This is a genomic window from Acinetobacter sp. CWB-G5, assembly GCF_019209785.1.
Classification (GTDB): domain Bacteria; phylum Pseudomonadota; class Gammaproteobacteria; order Pseudomonadales; family Moraxellaceae; genus Acinetobacter; species Acinetobacter johnsonii.
Window position 1 is genome coordinate 20,594 of the sequence record NZ_JAHUTF010000017.1, and the last position, 17,665, is coordinate 38,258.

Sequence of the window (17,665 nt, forward strand, 5' to 3'; positions counted from 1 at the left end):
ACGACAACTACACCCAGACCGGGTGCATCAAAACAACTGTCGTTTAAATTATTTAATTTCATCCATAGAGCGTAAGTTTTTCACTGCAATACGTTCAGCATTCTTACGGTCACGTTCTGGCATCATCTTTGGCTTATACACTGGCTTAAGATCATCACCAATCACGGCAGAAAGTGGACGGCGCTCTAATTGAATTTGGTCTTGTAACAACATTAATGCTTGGATTAATGCTTCTGGACGGGGTGGGCAACCTGGAATATAAACATCGACTGGGATGATTTTATCCACACCTTGTACAACTGAATAAATATCGTACATACCGCCAGAGTTTGCACATGCGCCCATTGAAATAACCCACTTCGGTTCCAACATTTGTTCATATAAACGTTGAATAACTGGAGCCATTTTGACGAAACATGTACCTGCAACAATCATCAAGTCAGCCTGACGAGGTGAAGCACGGATTACTTCGGCACCGAAACGCGACAAATCATGCACGCCTGTTAAAGTCGTTGCATACTCTACGTAGCAGCAAGATGTACCAAAGTTAAACGGCCAAACTGAGTTCTTACGACCCCAGTTCACTGCTGTATGTGCCACGTCCTCTAAACGAGTCATGAACACATTTTTATTCACTTCTTCTTCAAGCGGATCCGTTACGATTTGACGCTCTTGAAGTGGATATTGATCAGCATCCGGATTCGCACGGGTTAAGGTATATTTCATCCCGAGTTACTCCTTATCAGACGATTTAGCCGGTGACTTATCTTTCACACGACCAGATGATTGAGCTGGGATTTGACCTGTAGGGTCCATAACCAACTCTTCAATTGAATTAAAGCGAGTGATTTCTGCAAGATTCATATTTGGAGAACCAACTTTAGGTTTAATCCCTGCTGCTTTACGTTTGTCAGAAGGCGACCAGTTAAGCGCACCAGTAGACAACTCATAAACCAAACCAACGAGTAAAACTAAAATAAATACTGCTGCAGTGGTGAAACCCACCCACCCCACTTCACGAACCGATGTAGCCCATGCGTAAAGGTAAAGCGCCTCTAAGTCGAATACGACAAAGAAGATTGCAACCAAATAGAACTTTGCTGACAGGCGGATACGTGCGCCACCAGCACCAACCACACCTGATTCAAATTGCTCTTGCTTTGCACGGCCCCATGACTTACCCCCAAGGAGTAATGGGACAGTGAGCATAAAGACGCAAAGAAATGTAACGCCGATCACGAAGGCAATAATTGCCCATTCGTATGGAGTAATGGCACTCATGCGGGGATAACTCCTGGCAGGCCTAATTTATTAACAAAGAATGCATGTATTGGCCTTCAAATACACCAAACACAAAATTAATCCCGCCAATTGTACCCGATTGCTGACGTAAGTTGCTAGCTTATAGACCTTCGTCTTTAGGATGATTTCTCTTCGTTTTTTGAGATTTTTTCGATGAAAGCCCTTTTATTTCGAAACCAATCGCTTTATCTAATAAAACACTACTATTCTATTATTTTTCCAAATTTTGACATTCAAACAAAGCCTATAAAGCATTTTTCAGCCTTATTTCGATAACAATCACACAATCAGCAGTTTAAAAAACTCAGCTCAGCAACCGCAGCATTTTGCTTATTTAAAAAGTACAAAAGTAGATTAAGTCACTCATATTTTTTGTATTTTTTTGCAAATCACCCCAATCAATTAATGCACTTGGCTTTTTCTTGTGCTATTGATATAAACAACCAACAACAAAGAATAAGGAGCACCACATGAGTCTGGAATTCACCCATAAACCTAACTATTTTTTATTTGCCCAGTTGCTTATTCGCCATGTTGAAACTTATGTTCGTAAACACCCCGATGCCAATAATGCCATCTTTGATTTACGCGACATTTATGAACTTTTTCGCCAAGACAAAGCTTCAGCCACCACCAACCTTGATGGCATTATGAATATTGTGGATGAATATAAAATTGAAACGATTAATGGTGATCAAAAACTCATTAGCCGTTATGGCATAGATACGCAAAATAACTCATTATTGATTGACTTTAATGCAGATGCGCTTGAAAGCCTAAAACAAGGCAAACAGATTATTTCTCCCGATGCCAGCATCCAAGAATAAGTCAGTATGAGAAATAAAAAAGCACCGAATTTCGGTGCTTTTTAATGCTTAACTTTTTGAGTCTGTATTATCTTTGACACTATATTTCTTTTTAGACTTACTAAAGCGGTGTGCCGGCCATGTCATAGTAAAACGTGCACCACCGAGGCTTGGACTCTGATCCACTTTAACGCTACCACCAAACCAATAGGCAATTCGGCTCACAATTGACAAGCCTAAACCATAGCCACCCGAAGCTCGCGTCCGGCTATCATCCAAACGTGCAAAGGCCTCAAAAACGCGCTCTCGCTCGTCTTCTGGAATACCTGGCCCGTCATCTTCAACACAAACATAGGCCATACCGCTGTCATTAATACCACCACTGACCAGCACCTGATGGTCACCATAACGAACCGCATTACCAACCAAGTTCTGCACCACACGGTGTAAATAACGGCGCTCAGCTTCAACCTTTAAAGTTAAAGGAGGGGCATTTAAATGAATTTCTTTCTGGGTTTTTAGTGCTTCCGTCTCAACCACCACCTGATCTAAGACTTCAAACAATACAATGTTTTCAATATCGAGTGATGGTGTGCCCTGCTCCAACTTGGCGTAGGTCATGATTTCATCAATTAAGGTATTTAAAGCCTCAATGTCTTTATCAATCATATCGACTTGCTGAAGACGATATTCATAATCATCTTCTTCAGCCAACATTTCCATACCAAAACGAATCCGAGCAACGGGCGTACGAAGTTCATGAGAGACCGCACGCATCAGCTCACGCTGCGCCTCGATGAGTCGCTGAATATGATCTGACATGCTGTTATAGCTATTGGCTAGACTGGCCATTTCATCCGTGCCATCGACAGGCAAACGTAGGGTCATGTCACCCGCTTTCATACGGTTTAAACCGTAATTGACCTCGCGCAGTTTACGCTGCATCGGTACAAGCAAGCCATACACCCCCAAACTGAGTACAAACAGGCTCAACAAGGTAATCCCTGCTGCGAGCTGAAACGGCATCCAGTTGAAAATAGGCACAGGCCCCAATACCAAAACCTTGCTCGGTGAACTTGGTAAAGGTGGAGACACAATAGAAATGGTGGTACCACGCACAGAAGCACTATCACGATATAAGATCACGCTATGATCTAAACGCAAACGACCAATCTGCTCAGACTCTAAAGCCAGATTTTGTACTTCTTCAATCTGCACAGGATAAGAGAAATGTTTCTGTACTTTTTCCAAGTACTCTTCTTCTTGACCTGGGTAATACACCAAATAATCTAGGATAAAAATCGGGAGTGCTTTCATTTGCAGCTCACCAATTTTATCTACTTTAATATACAGTAAATGATTCGGATCATCTTTTAGACCAATGATCAAGTACGCCACTTGCGTTTGCGCATCATAACGCACAGCCGCTTTACGCTCACTGATCCGTTTTAACTCTGCACGACTCAAATCAACCTTATTGGCAGGGATCATATTAATCGGCAGCTCAAGCAAATCTGAAGCATCTGAAATCCAGTCTGCTTTTTGCTGTGCATTGGTCTGACGGGATACACCTTCACTAATAATAAAGGAAATCCCGTCCGTCAAAGACTCGCGATATTCTTGCACTCGCTGATAGTTAATAATTTGTACAAGCAAATATCCCATGAGGGCAACAATAGCGACTAGCACTACCAGCCCAGCATAGATACGCAAGAATATACTGTGTTTGAACACTAAAAATGTCCCGTTTTAACGAATCAAATAAACGGCTTAAAGACCATTGGTTTCTTTTACAAATAAGTAGCCTTTACTACGTACCGTTTTAATACGCTTTGGATTTTCAGGATCATCACCAATTTTTGGACGAATACGCGAAATACGCACATCAATTGAACGGTCTTGACCGTCATATTCAATACCACGTAAACGCTCGAAAATGTCTTCGCGAGAAAGAATGCGTCCTGCATTTGAAGCCAGCAACCACAATAAGTCATATTCAGCACTGGTAAAGTCAACCAACTCACCATTTAAAGTCACTGAACGACCACCGTTATCGATCACCAGATCATCAAATTCGATACGCTGTGCAACTTCATCTTCAGGCGCTTTGTCAGTACGACGTAATAAAGCACGAATACGTGCAAGTAAAACACGTGGCTGAACTGGTTTTGCCACATAGTCATCTGCACCCATTTCTAGACCAAGCACTTGATCCATATCTTCGGTACGTGCAGTCAACATCAAAATCGGTTGGTGATAATGTGGACGAACTTCACGGCAAATGGTTAAACCATCTGCACCAGGAAGCATCACATCTAACACCACCATATCAGGTTGTTCTGCAATAATACGGCGAATGGCACGGTTACCATCGGGTTCTACCCCAACCTCAAGACCATTACGGATTAGGTATTCTTGAGTTAAGCGAGCTAGACGCTCATCGTCTTCTACGATTAAAATTTTTGGTAACTTTTCTTCTTGGCTCATGGAGTGCCCCTTTATTTTGACGACTTAACGTATCCTTTAAAATCCAAGGGATACGCTCTGATATATTTTGCAATATACACACGTTTACATTGTAAACAAGATCTTGTTCACCAAACTGATACATCAAAGTAGCATTTTGTTATACATTTTTTTAGCCTCCAAATGAGCGCTTTCTCGCGTTTGCTGTATATCCAACCAAAGCAAAAGAAACGTTTCTTTACAAAATGGCTATTTTTCATACCAAGTCACTGTTTGAACAGTTTATAACTCACTCATTCGTCTGTTTTGAACTTATCCACAATGTTATCTATAAGCACTTAAACCGAGCTTTGTTATGCTATCGCCTTGTCTAATAAGGCTTAATACAAGAATCATAAAAAAGGGATCTTTTTGAGATCTTTTCGAGACCAGATCGATCAAAATATTTAATAAAATGTCAATATTGATCTACCCTGAATTTTCCCGTATCTTGTGTTCAATTAATTTTTAAACCACTAGGTCTTGTGTTTAAACCTCAAACACTGTGGCATAAAAATTGCCCAGTTCAAACGGTCCATAGACATAAAAATAGATGACAAAATGGAGCTATGCTAGCATGAGCGTATCGAATTCAACCCCTGGTCAAATTCAGGTGATTAAACGCACTGGAGATGTTGCCAGCTTTGACGCAGAAAAAATCTCTGTTGCCATTGGTAAGGCATTTTTGGCTGTTGAAGGCCAACAAAGTGCTGACTCAAGCCGCATCCACGATCGTATTTCTCAACTTACCGAGATGGTATTAAATACGTTCAGTCGCCGCCTACCTTCTGGCGGTACAATTCACATCGAAGAAATCCAAGACCAAGTTGAACTTGCGCTAATGCGTACAGGTGAACAGAAAGTTGCTCGTGCGTATGTCATCTACCGCGATCAACGTGCTGATGCTCGTAAACAAGCAGGTGAAAACCATCACCCAACCTTACAAATCACTGACGCGAATGGTCAGCTTCAACCGCTTGACATGCGTAAGCTTGAAGCGACTGTAACAAAAGCGGCTGAAGGTTTAGAAGGCATCAATGTTCAAGCGATCATCGATGAAACCATTAAAAACCTTTACAACGGTGTAAAAGCGTCTGACATCGCAACCACGATGATGATGGCAACACGTACCCGTATTGAACAAGAACCAAACTATACCTACGTGACAGCTCGCCTACTTCGTGATGAATTGGTCGCAACTGGTTTAACTTTCCTTGGCTTGTCTGAAGACACCGCTGAAGGCGATGCTTTAGAAACTTTTCTGAAGAAAGGTATTGAGCTAGACCTACTTTCACCAGAACTTCTCAACTTTGACCTTGCGAAATTGGCCGCAGCGATTCAACCAGAGCGTTCAAACCAATTTACGTACTTAGGTCTACAAACATTATTTGACCGTTACTTCATCCACTCAGATGGCGTACGTTTCGAATTGCCACAATTATTCTTTATGCGTGTTTCGATGGGTCTTTCACTCAACGAAGCAAACCGTGAAGAACGTGCAATCGAGTTCTACAACCTCTTGTCGAGCTTCGATTACATGGCATCTACGCCTACCCTGTTTAACTCAGGTACGCTACGTCCACAGTTGTCGAGCTGCTATTTAACGACGATTGATGATGACCTGTATGACATTTATGGCGCGATGCGTGATAACGCAATGCTGTCTAAATGGGCAGGCGGTTTAGGTAATGACTGGACGCCAGTTCGTGCCTTGAACTCATATATCAAAGGTACAAACGGTAAATCACAAGGTGTAGTTCCATTCCTTAAAGTGGCGAACGATACTGCTGTTGCGGTTAACCAAGGTGGTAAGCGTAAAGGTGCCGTGTGTGCATACCTTGAAACTTGGCACTTAGACATCGAAGAGTTCCTAGAGCTACGTAAAAACACTGGTGATGACCGTCGCCGTACGCATGACATGAACACCGCGAATTGGGTTCCTGACTTGTTCATGCAACGTGTTTTTGAAGATGCTGAATGGACACTGTTCACGCCGTCTGAAACACCAGACCTACACGACTTAATGGGTGCAGAATTCGCTGAGCGTTATGCACACTACGAAGCGATTGCGAAAGAAACAAACATGTTGCACAAGAAAATTCGTGCAAAAGATTTGTGGCGCAAAATGCTGTCGATGTTGTTTGAAACTGGTCACCCGTGGATCACATTCAAAGACGTATGTAACTTACGTTCACCACAACAACACGTTGGCGTAGTTCACTCTTCTAACTTGTGTACAGAAATCACATTAAACACAAGCAAAGATGAAATTGCGGTATGTAACTTAGGTTCGATCAACCTTGTACAACACGTTCAAGGTGGTGTGTTAGACCGTGAAAAGCTTGCACGTACAGTAAAAACAGCGGTTCGTATGCTCGATAACGTAATCGACATTAACTACTACGCTGTGCCACAAGCGAAAAACTCGAACTTGAAACACCGCCCAGTGGGTATGGGTATCATGGGCTTCCAAGATGCGCTGTATGAAATGCAACTCGCTTATGGCTCTGATGCAGCAGTAGACTTTGCTGATGAATCGATGGAAGTGATCAGCTACTACGCAATTTCAACATCAAGTGATTTGGCTGTTGAACGTGGTACGTATGAGACATTCAAAGGTTCACTGTGGGATCAAGGTATCCTGCCAATTGACTCGCTTGACCTTGTTGCTAAAACACGTCCTGAGCGTATGTTTGAAGTTGACCGCACTCAACGTTTGGACTGGGACACTTTACGTGCCAAAGTTCAAAAAGACGGTATGCGTAACTCAAACGTGATGGCCATTGCACCGACTGCAACCATTTCAAACATTTGTGGTGTGTCTCAGTCGATTGAGCCAACATTCCAAAACTTATATGTAAAATCGAACCTATCAGGTGAATTCACAGTAATCAACCCGTACCTAGTACGTGCGTTGAAAGACCGTGGTCTGTGGGACTCTGTGATGGTGAATGACCTGAAACACTTTGAAGGTTCGGTTCAGAAGATTTCTCGTATTCCTGAAGAGCTTAAAGCAATCTTCGCGACGGCATTTGAAGTTGAGCCACGCTGGATTGTGGATGCTGCATCACGTCGTCAAAAATGGATCGATCAAGCGCAGTCTTTAAACCTTTACATCTCTGGTGCAAACGGTAAGAAACTGGACTTGACCTATAAAATGGCTTGGTTACGTGGTCTGAAAACGACGTATTACCTCCGAGCTTTAGGTGCAACTTCTGCTGAGAAATCAACCATTAACACGGGTGCATTGAATGCAGTAAAACCTGCAACTGTAACGGCAGCGCCTGTTGCAGCAGTTGCTCAGGAAGTTAAACCAGAAGTGGTTGCTGAAGATGAAGGCTTCGGTCAAGCAGCTCCAGTGCCAATGGCGTGTTCAATTGACAATCCAGACTGTGAGGCTTGTCAGTAATAACCTCCCCTAACCCCTCCTAAAAGGAGGGGAATTACACCAAACTTATTGAGGTGTGAAAGTCCCTCTTTTAAAAGAAGGATTTAAGGAGATTAAAAAATTAAAGACAACCTAGGAAATCACCATGCTCCATATGACACATAACTATATGTTAGGTCTTGCGACCTTGGTGATTTCCTTTGTGGTTTTGTTTTATATGCCGATTGCCTATTTTTGGGTAAAAGCAAACCAAAGTAAAAAGCGAAAGCAAAATAAGTCGTGAGAGTCACGTTCTATGCACAGTTTTAGAACAATGATTGGCAAAACTTAATTTTGCTTTCACAAATTAAGCGTATAGTAAGACATCTCAGCACTGCTGGATGTCGATAAAAGATATAAAGCAACGTAGAGAGAATTGATATGTCTATCCTAAGTTGGGACGATTTCGAAGATGATTCGCAAAAACCGGCTGCACCTGAACACAAGTCTGCGCCCGTCGAACCGCAAAAAGCGGCTAATCCGCAGATGGTATCTGCTGCAGAGCAACCACAGAAGAATGTGGCAACTGCACAACCCGCTTCAACCCCTCGAAGCCGATCAACAAATTCAGCCGATCCGTTGGCAAGAGCATCTAACGCCTTAGAAAGCTTAGATGTTGCTCCAGGTCTAGAAGAACTAGAAATGGGTGCGCAACGTGTACAGGTTGACGACAAAGCGATGATTAACTGTCGTGCGGACTTAAACCAACTTGTACCGTTCAAATACGAATGGGCTTGGCAAAAATATCTAGATGGTTGTGCAAACCACTGGATGCCACAAGAAGTCAACATGAACCATGACATCGCGCTTTGGAAGTCTGAAAATGGCTTAACTGAAGACGAACGTACCATTGTTATGCGCTCTCTTGGTTTCTTCTCTACAGCAGATTCATTGGTTGCAAACAACTTGGTGTTGGCGATTTACCGTCACATTACCAACCCTGAATGCCGTCAGTACATTTTACGCCAAGCATTTGAAGAAGCTATTCATACTCACGCTTACCAATACTGTATCGAATCTTTAGGTATGGATGAAGGCGAAGTCTTCAACATGTACCGCGAAGTTCCATCAGTTGCGCGTAAAGCAGCTTGGGGTTTGAAATATACGCAGTCTTTAAGTGATCCTACTTTCCAAACTGGTACACCTGAAAACGACCAAATTTTGCTGCGCAACTTGATCGCGTTCTACTGTGTTCTTGAAGGGATCTTCTTCTACTGTGGTTTCAGCCAAATCTTGTCGATGGGCCGCCGTAATAAGATGAATGGTGTTGCTGAGCAATTCCAATACATTTTACGTGATGAGTCGATGCACTTGAACTTTGGTATCGACATGATTAACCAAATCAAGATCGAAAACCCAAGCTTATGGACTGCTGAATTCCAAGAAGAAATCGTTCAAATGATTCTTGAAGGTACGATGCTTGAAATCGAATATGCGCGTGACACTATGCCACGTGGTGTATTGGGTATGAATGCTGCGATGATGGAAGAATACTTGAAATTCATTTGTAACCGCCGTTTAGCTCAGTTAGGTTTGCCTGAGCAGTTTGCTGGTGTGAGCAACCCGTTCCAGTGGATGTCTGAAATGATGGACTTGCGTAAAGAGAAGAATTTCTTCGAAACACGTGTAACAGACTATCAAACTGGCGGTGCGTTGAGCTGGTAAGGTAAAACGTCACCGTCATGCGACACAAGGTTTGTCAAAAACGACACATTGTTTGTCATAAGACGACGCATGGTTTGTCAAACTATCGAGAGACACAGAAATAATCATTGATGATAATTTCAATATATACCCAATAAGAGATCTAGCGTCACGCGACACATATGTTGTCATTTGCGACACATAAGTTGGCAAAGAACGACACATAAGTTGTCATAGACACCATAGTAAAAAAGGCTGCAACTCAACTTGCAGCCTTTTTTCAACTTAATGGCTAAAGGGACTAAACTCAACTGAGTCAATACTTAGTGGTGCAATACCACGCTTAAGGCACTCTGTTGTCCATTTTTTTGTTTTTTGTATGTCTAATAAATTGGCTAAATTATCGACTGATGATTCATCTTTAATCTCAAAAGGAATAACGAAGATTAATTTATGTATAAAACTTTCTAAGCCATGAATTACATCTAGCATTACGCGTATTTTTTGCTTCTGGGTCAGATGCCCTTCTCTTTCATGCTCCAACTCCAGCAAAGCATTATTCAAATATTCAACCTCTAAAGCAAAACCCTCTTCATTTTCAACTGCAACGCACTTAGTTCCATCATGAGCTAATGGAAATACATATCGTTTCATCAACTGTAATAACTCAGCGTTGTGCTCTCTATAGTACGGAAATGTACATAGTATTAATAATACTCGATATATTGAGCATCCTATATCGAAGGCAGCTGTTCTGTAGTTTTTATTATCTGCAATACGTAAAAAAATAATCAAGGCAGCTAAAGAGTCTAATCCAGCTAGTCGTTCAAGTCTCTGAAGCTCTTTCGTATATAAAAAAGAAAACAACTCGTTAGATAATCCATCTTTATTGTATTTATATAAAATCCTTTGAACCTCCCATGGAAGATATCTTATCCCTTCCTTGATAAGCCAATCCACTCCCTTGCGCCCACGCATTGCTTCCCAAAGAATATTATTAAGCACCTCAGAAGTACCGCGTAGTTGTTGTTCTACCAATTCAACTAATCGCTTATTAGGTGTATGCCGTCCAACGGCATAGCCTGACCACTTATTGTTGTGATAAGGATCTCCATATTCATTTTTCCCAAATGCCATTGGTTCAATAGCCTTCTCAACTTGATAAGAAGTTTTTAATGACAACCTATATCTCACCTCCTCGTACCAAAGTTTTACTCTCACAATATCTATATCATCACGCCTCTTACGACACGTCTCTCTCATATAAGTCCCTTTTTTAAATCAGAACCCTAAATTAAATTAGTCTTTGTAAATTATATAATTAAATACTATTAATAGAGTAAAGTTAATACAGATTTTGCCTTTCTAGTATAACTCTCCATCCGTCTATATCATATTGTTAGGACAAGCTAGGACAGAGCCGGAATGCAGCACATCACTCCAGTTAGTGTAGAAACCATTGAACGTGAGCTTTTTGAACGCCATGGCCCGATGATTGCAGATGATGCATTACGAGTGGCTCTAGGCTATCGATCCACTGACGCATTCAGAAAAGCACTTACAAGAAAAACTGTACCTATCCCTGTCTTCTCTGTTGAAAACCGTCGCGGGAAATATGCACTAGTCAAAGATGTAGCGGAGTGGTTAGTCAAACAACGTAATGCTGCTATTACGCAACAAGAGCTTAAAAAATAGAAAAGTTTAAAAACTACTGATTACTCAGATTAAAAGCCAACAACATAAGGAGAAGTAAGCCATGACATAAAATTTTACTCAAATAAAAAACGGACCCTTTCGGATCCGTTGGTTCTATACGTGAAAGTACAGAGATGTGAGAATCCTAGTATCTTCCGTATAGAGCCAACAGTCAAGTTTTGCGTATTTTTACGCAAGAATTAACTCATCCCTAAAAATTGGATGAATGGCTATACATACTGGAAATACTCTATGTACACTTTTTCTTTTGATGATAAACACAATCCTCATCAATCTATTCTCAATCAAATTAATAATGCTTTTAAAGCAGAGCCGAATCTTGCCTCTACAATCCATGGTCAAAGGAAAATCTACCAAGGCTGCTATGGTCGAAGAACTGCACTTTTCCCCAGCGCAAAATCTGGAGGCTCCATTCCTACCGAAAGTCGTCTTGAATTAGCACATGCTATTTGTCTTGAGAAAAACCCACAGGTTAAATGTTTTAGATCTCAATCTCTCAAAATCGCTCTTGGAGAAAAGGAATTCTGCTACCCAGATTTCTTAGTCAAAACAATCAATAACCAATATGAAGTTCATGAAATTAAACCTAATATCTCCACTCTATCTGTAAATGATCTAGACAGATTTCTTAGGTTAGCAAACTTACTACATCCTCTAAACATTGCATTTCGACTGATTGACCAGAAAAGCTTGCCATCAAATAAAGACCTACAACAATTACAACATTGGTATCAACGAGGTCATACATGCTCTTGGACAAAATACGAACTCGAACTCGCAACAGAAGCGTTGAAGCCTCATAAATTCAGCCATTCCGAGCAAATATATCAAGCCCTACAACAAGCAGACCTCGATCCCCGATTAGGTGACTACTTACTTTTTCATGAATTAATCACATTAATCAGCCACAAAACTTATTATTCAGGTGAGGAGGTTTAAAATGGAAAAACCATTACTCATCCCTCAACCTGGATTTCGATTCACTTTTGCTGATCATGAACATGTATTTGAAATCACCTCATCTAATTATGGTGTAATCCGCTATGCATCAATTGCAGGAGGAAAACCATTTTCCATTTCCGCCAGTACCTTTGAAACTCGCTATAAAGCTGGAGATATTCAATGTGTCTTCGCTCCAGAAAAGCTATTCATCAATCCAGACAGTTGTTCAACCATTCGTCGTAAAGAACGCTATGTACTCACTGCTCTAGCAAAACTGACAGCCCCCACTTCTATTGAACCACTTCGAGAACTTATTCAAGAAATTGCATTAGAAATTGAAGATGCCTCTCCACCATCAGCAAGAACTGTTGCGCGCTGGATTTTTCAATATCGAATGAGTAGCAATAACGCTCTCAGCCTAAGCGAACATGGTAAAGGTAATAAGACGCTAAGATACCCACCGGAAGTCTATCAAATCATCAAACAGATTATTTCCGAGATATATCTACAACCAGAGCATCGAACAAGCAAAGATGTGAGGGCTTTCGTATTATGTAAGCTTAATGAACAAAATATTCCAACTACATATTTACCTAGCCTTAGAGCCATACAGCGATCTATTGCAAAATTAGATCCTTATATTGAAATGCGTGTTAAGAAAGGAAGTCGTATCGCTCGCAAATATTTTCAAGCTGCTGGTATAAGTGCTCCAACCTCATTTGCTTTACATACTGTAGAAATCGACACCCATTATCTAGATATCATCGTCATCGATCCTGAAACTGGACAAATACTCGGACGACCTTTTCTGGTCTGTGCCATCGATACATATACACGTGCAATTGTTGGGACTTACATCAGTATGTTTCCACCTAGTGCATTGACAACTTTAGCTTTAATCAAAGACATGATTACACGCCCTGATCGAGATCTACCTGGTGGCATTCCTTCTATTATCATTCCAGATAATGGTGTTGAGTTTAAAAACAATGCTCTAGCACGTGTATGTAAACAACTCTCAATTACTATCACACCATCGCAAATCGGGACGCCAAACAACAAACCTCATATTGAACGTTTTTTTAGCACATTAACAGAAGGTATTCTGCAAAAACTTCCAGGTACAACATTCTCCAATCCTACAGCACGAGGACAATATGATTCATCCAGCAAAGCTAGTCTTACATTAGACAGGGTTAAAGAATACGTCGACTCTTGGATAAAAATGGTTTATCAGCAAACAATACATAGTACTACTAAACGAGCCCCTCTTATTGCATGGCAAGATGCTATTGAGCATACAAAGCCCGCATCTTTAACTAAAACCGATGCTGATATTATTTGTCGAAGACCTATTGACCGAAATATCAATCATGGGCAAGTGATTATTGATGGACTTAGCTACTTTTCACATGCACTCACCACATTGAAAGCTGACGGCATCAAAAAAGTTACTGTACTTGTTGATGATTTAGACCTAAGTAAAGTTTATATCATACACCCAGATAAAAAGGATCTAGTCATTCAAGCAGACTCTACTCAGCCTGAATACACGTATAACCTATCTCGCAGTGTCCATCTGGAAGTTCAAAAGCGTAAAAAACTGATGTCTGAATCCGATAGACAAAGACTGGGGAAATACGCAGATCTTTATAATCTGTATCAGCTTATGAAAGATATACAAAAGGATCTTGTCCGTAAAAAACCAAAACTGAAACAATTCAAAATTGAGCTACCTAAACAGCTTACACGACTGGAGTCCGAGTTAACTTCTCCCCCTAGTAACGAAGAACTCACAACAACTCCCCACAAACAGAATGCTCAACAATCAGCTGTAAGTTTTGGTTCACTTAAGGTGAAAAGAAATGATAAGTAATCAATCTATCTATGAACATATAAGTCAGCTGAACGAAATCGTAATTACTTCTGATGAATTCATGCAGGCCTTTAATGGAATTCGACAATGTACCGAACGTAGTATCGCGTACAAAGAACCTATTGGAAGTATGCTGCTGGCAAATGGTGGCCTTGGGAAAACAACACTATGTAATACGATTGTGAGTCAAATGCCACGATCCATCAAAGTAGAAAAAGATCGTAAAAAAATGATTATTCCAGCATTCTATGTTGAAGTTCCTTCACCAGCTACTGTGAAGTCTTTGGCAATAACAATGCTACATAAGCTAGGGGATCCATCTCATCACACAGGCACAACCTCCTACCTAACAGATCGGTTAGGTTATTTACTACAACAGTGTGAAACCAAGCTCGTTTTTCTTGATGAGTTTCATCATTTATTTGAACGTAAAGCAACATCTACCCGTTTAAACATTACAGTGGGTAATTGGCTTAAAACCTTAGTCAATGAAACAGGTATAAGCTTTTGTCTCGTTGGTTTACCTGAATTTGCCGAACTCATTCAAATTGATAGTCAAATCGCTCGACGATTCCCTTTTCATTATCAATTAAACCCTCTGACTTTAGGTACTCAAACCTCACCAGGAACCCTTTACCCTTTTCTCAAAGAAGTCAGTCATAGGGCATCAGAAATTCAAATTTCGTTTTCGCCAGATTTTGATAACTTTCTATTGAGAGTACAAATATATACAGCAACAAAAGGCTATCATGCTTATGTCATGAGCTTGATACGTGAAAGCATGGCAATTGCCTTGGCAGAAAATAGAAATACCATAACTATTAATGACTTTAGTCAGGCTTGGAACCTAGGGATTACATCATTTATCAGCAAACAAATAACTAATCCTTTTGAAATGTCTTTATCAAGCCTAGCTAGTACTCTAAAAAAGGAGTACTCATGACATTAGTTAGCAACCTTCTTATTCATCCCATTCCTTATGATGGCGAATCGGCAGAGAGCTTCTTAGCTAGAGTTGCTGAGCTTAATAGACATTCATCTATCGAGAGATTAATTAATAAAGAGCAGAGCCACTTCTTAGCAAAAAGTGCACCAAATTGTAGACTAACAGATCTTCCGCGTTTTAAGTATGTCTTACAACTACTTAATATTGACCTAAAACATCAAAGTCTTGCTTTCGCAAAAACTGGCCCCACGAGCCGATCAGCGAGAAAATGGAGCAATATAGAACTACATGAAGATTTACTAAAATACTACCCTTATTCTTATTGCCCACAATGCATAAAAGAACAGCCATTTTTAAAAAAAATTTGGCTTTTACGTCCCTTATATGCATGCCCAATACACTCTATTTTCCTTGTCGATAAATGTTATCAATGTGGATACTCAATATCGCTTAGCTCAGGAGTGACAAAGTGCGATCATTGCCATGCGCTATTGCAAGATGCACCTAAGATTAAATGTTCTTCAATACGAGCCATCAGATGGCTTGTTGAAATTCTTAATCATGATTCAAATGAATTCTTTAAAAATTTCACTGCATACTGGCTAGCAATACTTAGCTTTTCTAAGCTTGATAACTCCATGAGCATTGAAGTAGCGTTAGAAATAACGTATGAATATTTTAATGATCCTAATCAGTCCATTGATAGATTAAGTACACTGGTTAATCAACGCATCAAACTTGCACACCCTAGAATTCAACTGCTCCCATTTTTGAAATACTCCAGGTTTTTTAAAAATTATGCAGCTTTAGTAGAGGCCAAATGTCGTGTTTATACGCCTAGTAATGAAGGTTGTACTATTGATATAACAAGGGCTGAATTAAAACTTGTTTTAGGCATTACGCATAAAACTCTCGACCATTGGATTGACCAAGACTTTCTAAAACTCGGTGAGAGTCAACATTACTATGGCACCATCCCCAGCCATTTCATTGAAGAATTTCTAACAGTAAGCCAATATAAACCTTTATTACGAAAACCCCGTATGAAGGCGATTCTCTCTTCTCCTAAGCAATTAGACTTAAAAGAAATTTCACAACAGCTCGATATACACTACGAAACTGCACGAAAATTAACAAACATGGGATGGTTCGATTTGGATCAACTTTGTAATGATGCAAAAGCAGCTAAAGGATATTCCTTTATAAAGCTAGAAAATTTCCAAAACGAATATATTCTTGCCTCAACACTCGCAAAGAAGCTAAACCTTAATCCTACAAATTTTGTTGAAAAACTAGCAAGCATAGGGATTGTTCCTATTCGAGGTCCGCATATCGATGCCACCCCAATAAATATCTATCTTAAGCGCTCCGTTAATCATCTAAGAGATTATGATTTTGATGAAATAACACAATATCCAACTCGCACAGGCAGGCCTAAAAAAGATGCTACCCAACTAGAAACAAAGCAAGATTTTTTCTCATTAAATGAAGCAGCAGAACACTTAAACATTAGTCCCAATAAAGTTTCTATTTTGATTAAAAAAGATATTCTGATTAGAGATGCCAATTATCCTTTGTCTATTAGAATTCCTAAAATATCTGTACTTCAGCTAAAGCATAAATTGCTGAGTGAAAACTCAATATCCACTAAGCAAGCAGCAAAGCTACTCAATTGCTCAGTGAATTGGTTAGGTAAGTATTGGTGCAAATCTGGTTTTTTGGCGATAGAAAATCTTGTGTATTGGAAACTCGTTCAGCAAAAAGATGTCGATGAAGTAATTAAGTTGAAAGAAACCTATATGACAGGAGCTGAAGCCAGTAAATTACTAGGTATGCCTCACTCACATATTACCAATTTACACACTCAGGGATTGATCCAACCTATTTATCTTGGAACAGGAACTCCAATACGTCTTTTTAAGAGATCAGATGTTCAACGAATAAAGCGCAGAAACTTATAGAAAGCTCTGTTGAAGTACGAATTAAGTTTGCATTGGATATGTATGCCAATGCACACTTATTTTAAAACTTACTGAAGATACTTTGATGCATAATCTTGGCTCAAAGCTCTAGCATCTGCTAATGCATTATGAGGAATTGTGGAATTTTTTGTACTAAGTGATAAATCGAGCAAAAAGCCTAATACTGGCACGTTGATACATTGCCCCTGTCCCAATAGCAAAATACGGTTAAACAACTCTATATCTGAAGGGTAATCAGCCACGATCGTGATGCAGCCCTCCTCTTGATTATTCACTTCCCATAAGAAACTACACAGCTTATCAGCCAACTCCCACATGGGAATGATGGATTGCCCTAAAAGTGGCATGACATGTTGTAAAACAAAGGGGCTTGGATTTTTGCATCCAACTGTCTCATAAAACTCATATTTACCATCAGTGGATACCAAGCCTAATGAAATTAGTTCACCAGTACCTTGATCATGCCAGCCGTTAAATTCACAATCTAAGAAAAGATTCATTTATCACCACATAATTGAG

At 40.2% G+C, this 17,665-nt stretch carries 15 protein-coding genes; 9 read left to right on the top strand and 6 right to left on the bottom strand.

All coding sequences use genetic code 11. The annotated features are described in order from the left end of the window. Positions 1 to 48: 48 nt before the first annotated feature. Complete coding sequence (locus KVY11_RS16010; protein WP_004695382.1) at positions 49 to 726, bottom strand: NADH-quinone oxidoreductase subunit B family protein; 678 nt, start codon at positions 724 to 726, stop codon at positions 49 to 51. 6 nt (positions 727 to 732) lie between these two features. After that, on the bottom strand, positions 733 to 1,281 hold the full coding sequence (locus KVY11_RS16015; RefSeq protein WP_004695380.1) for an NADH-quinone oxidoreductase subunit A: 549 nt from the start codon (positions 1,279 to 1,281) through the stop codon (positions 733 to 735). Between the two features lie 491 nt (positions 1,282 to 1,772). Here KVY11_RS16015 and KVY11_RS16020 point away from each other — a divergent pair, with 491 nt between their 5' ends. Continuing rightward, the gene (locus tag KVY11_RS16020; RefSeq protein ID WP_004695379.1) at positions 1,773 to 2,129 is read left to right on the top strand and encodes a hypothetical protein; all 357 of its coding nucleotides are present in this window, start codon (positions 1,773 to 1,775) and stop codon (positions 2,127 to 2,129) included. A gap of 48 nt (positions 2,130 to 2,177) precedes the next feature. Here KVY11_RS16020 and bfmS read toward each other — a convergent pair whose 3' ends face one another. Further along, the gene (gene bfmS / locus KVY11_RS16025) at positions 2,178 to 3,842 is read right to left on the bottom strand and encodes a sensor histidine kinase BfmS (RefSeq protein ID WP_126037631.1); all 1,665 of its coding nucleotides are present in this window, start codon (positions 3,840 to 3,842) and stop codon (positions 2,178 to 2,180) included. 36 nt (positions 3,843 to 3,878) lie between these two features. Continuing rightward, positions 3,879 to 4,595, bottom strand: coding sequence for a response regulator transcription factor BfmR (bfmR, locus tag KVY11_RS16030; protein ID WP_004695375.1), 717 nt, complete (start codon positions 4,593 to 4,595; stop codon positions 3,879 to 3,881). Between the two features lie 595 nt (positions 4,596 to 5,190). Here bfmR and KVY11_RS16035 point away from each other — a divergent pair. The 3 genes from KVY11_RS16035 (at position 5,191) to KVY11_RS16045 (ending at position 9,705) form a co-directional block, all read left to right on the top strand. Then, positions 5,191 to 8,022, top strand: a complete 2,832-nt coding sequence (locus KVY11_RS16035) for a ribonucleoside-diphosphate reductase subunit alpha (protein ID WP_004695373.1) — start codon at positions 5,191 to 5,193, stop codon at positions 8,020 to 8,022. 124 nt (positions 8,023 to 8,146) lie between these two features. Continuing rightward, complete coding sequence (locus KVY11_RS16040; protein ID WP_004695369.1) at positions 8,147 to 8,284, top strand: hypothetical protein; 138 nt, start codon at positions 8,147 to 8,149, stop codon at positions 8,282 to 8,284. A gap of 137 nt (positions 8,285 to 8,421) precedes the next feature. Continuing rightward, a complete protein-coding gene (locus KVY11_RS16045; protein WP_094148766.1) occupies positions 8,422 to 9,705 on the top strand; it encodes a ribonucleotide-diphosphate reductase subunit beta in 1,284 nt (427 codons plus the stop codon). Between the two features lie 264 nt (positions 9,706 to 9,969). Here KVY11_RS16045 and KVY11_RS16050 read toward each other — a convergent pair whose 3' ends face one another. Continuing rightward, positions 9,970 to 10,866, bottom strand: a complete 897-nt coding sequence (locus KVY11_RS16050) for a hypothetical protein (RefSeq protein WP_218289500.1) — start codon at positions 10,864 to 10,866, stop codon at positions 9,970 to 9,972. A 243-nt stretch (positions 10,867 to 11,109) separates the two neighbouring features. Between KVY11_RS16050 and KVY11_RS16055 the strand changes: the two genes are divergently transcribed. The 5 genes from KVY11_RS16055 (at position 11,110) to KVY11_RS16075 (ending at position 17,125) form a co-directional block, all read left to right on the top strand. Beyond that, positions 11,110 to 11,379: a hypothetical protein gene (locus tag KVY11_RS16055; protein WP_065724934.1), complete on the top strand. Its 270-nt coding sequence runs from the start codon at positions 11,110 to 11,112 to the stop codon at positions 11,377 to 11,379. Between the two features lie 252 nt (positions 11,380 to 11,631). Next, complete coding sequence (locus KVY11_RS16060) at positions 11,632 to 12,339, top strand: hypothetical protein (RefSeq protein ID WP_218289501.1); 708 nt, start codon at positions 11,632 to 11,634, stop codon at positions 12,337 to 12,339. A gap of 1 nt (position 12,340) precedes the next feature. Beyond that, positions 12,341 to 14,218, top strand: coding sequence for a Mu transposase C-terminal domain-containing protein (locus tag KVY11_RS16065; protein WP_218289502.1), 1,878 nt, complete (start codon positions 12,341 to 12,343; stop codon positions 14,216 to 14,218). After that, on the top strand, positions 14,208 to 15,161 hold the full coding sequence (locus KVY11_RS16070; RefSeq protein WP_218289503.1) for a TniB family NTP-binding protein: 954 nt from the start codon (positions 14,208 to 14,210) through the stop codon (positions 15,159 to 15,161). The genes KVY11_RS16065 and KVY11_RS16070 overlap by 11 nt, the downstream gene beginning before the upstream one ends. Next, on the top strand, positions 15,158 to 17,125 hold the full coding sequence (locus KVY11_RS16075) for a TniQ family protein (protein ID WP_218289504.1): 1,968 nt from the start codon (positions 15,158 to 15,160) through the stop codon (positions 17,123 to 17,125). The genes KVY11_RS16070 and KVY11_RS16075 overlap by 4 nt, the downstream gene beginning before the upstream one ends. Positions 17,126 to 17,193: 68 nt before the next feature. Here KVY11_RS16075 and KVY11_RS16080 read toward each other — a convergent pair whose 3' ends face one another. Next, the gene (locus KVY11_RS16080; protein WP_218289505.1) at positions 17,194 to 17,646 is read right to left on the bottom strand and encodes a 3'-5' exoribonuclease; all 453 of its coding nucleotides are present in this window, start codon (positions 17,644 to 17,646) and stop codon (positions 17,194 to 17,196) included. Positions 17,647 to 17,665: the final 19 nt, after the last annotated feature.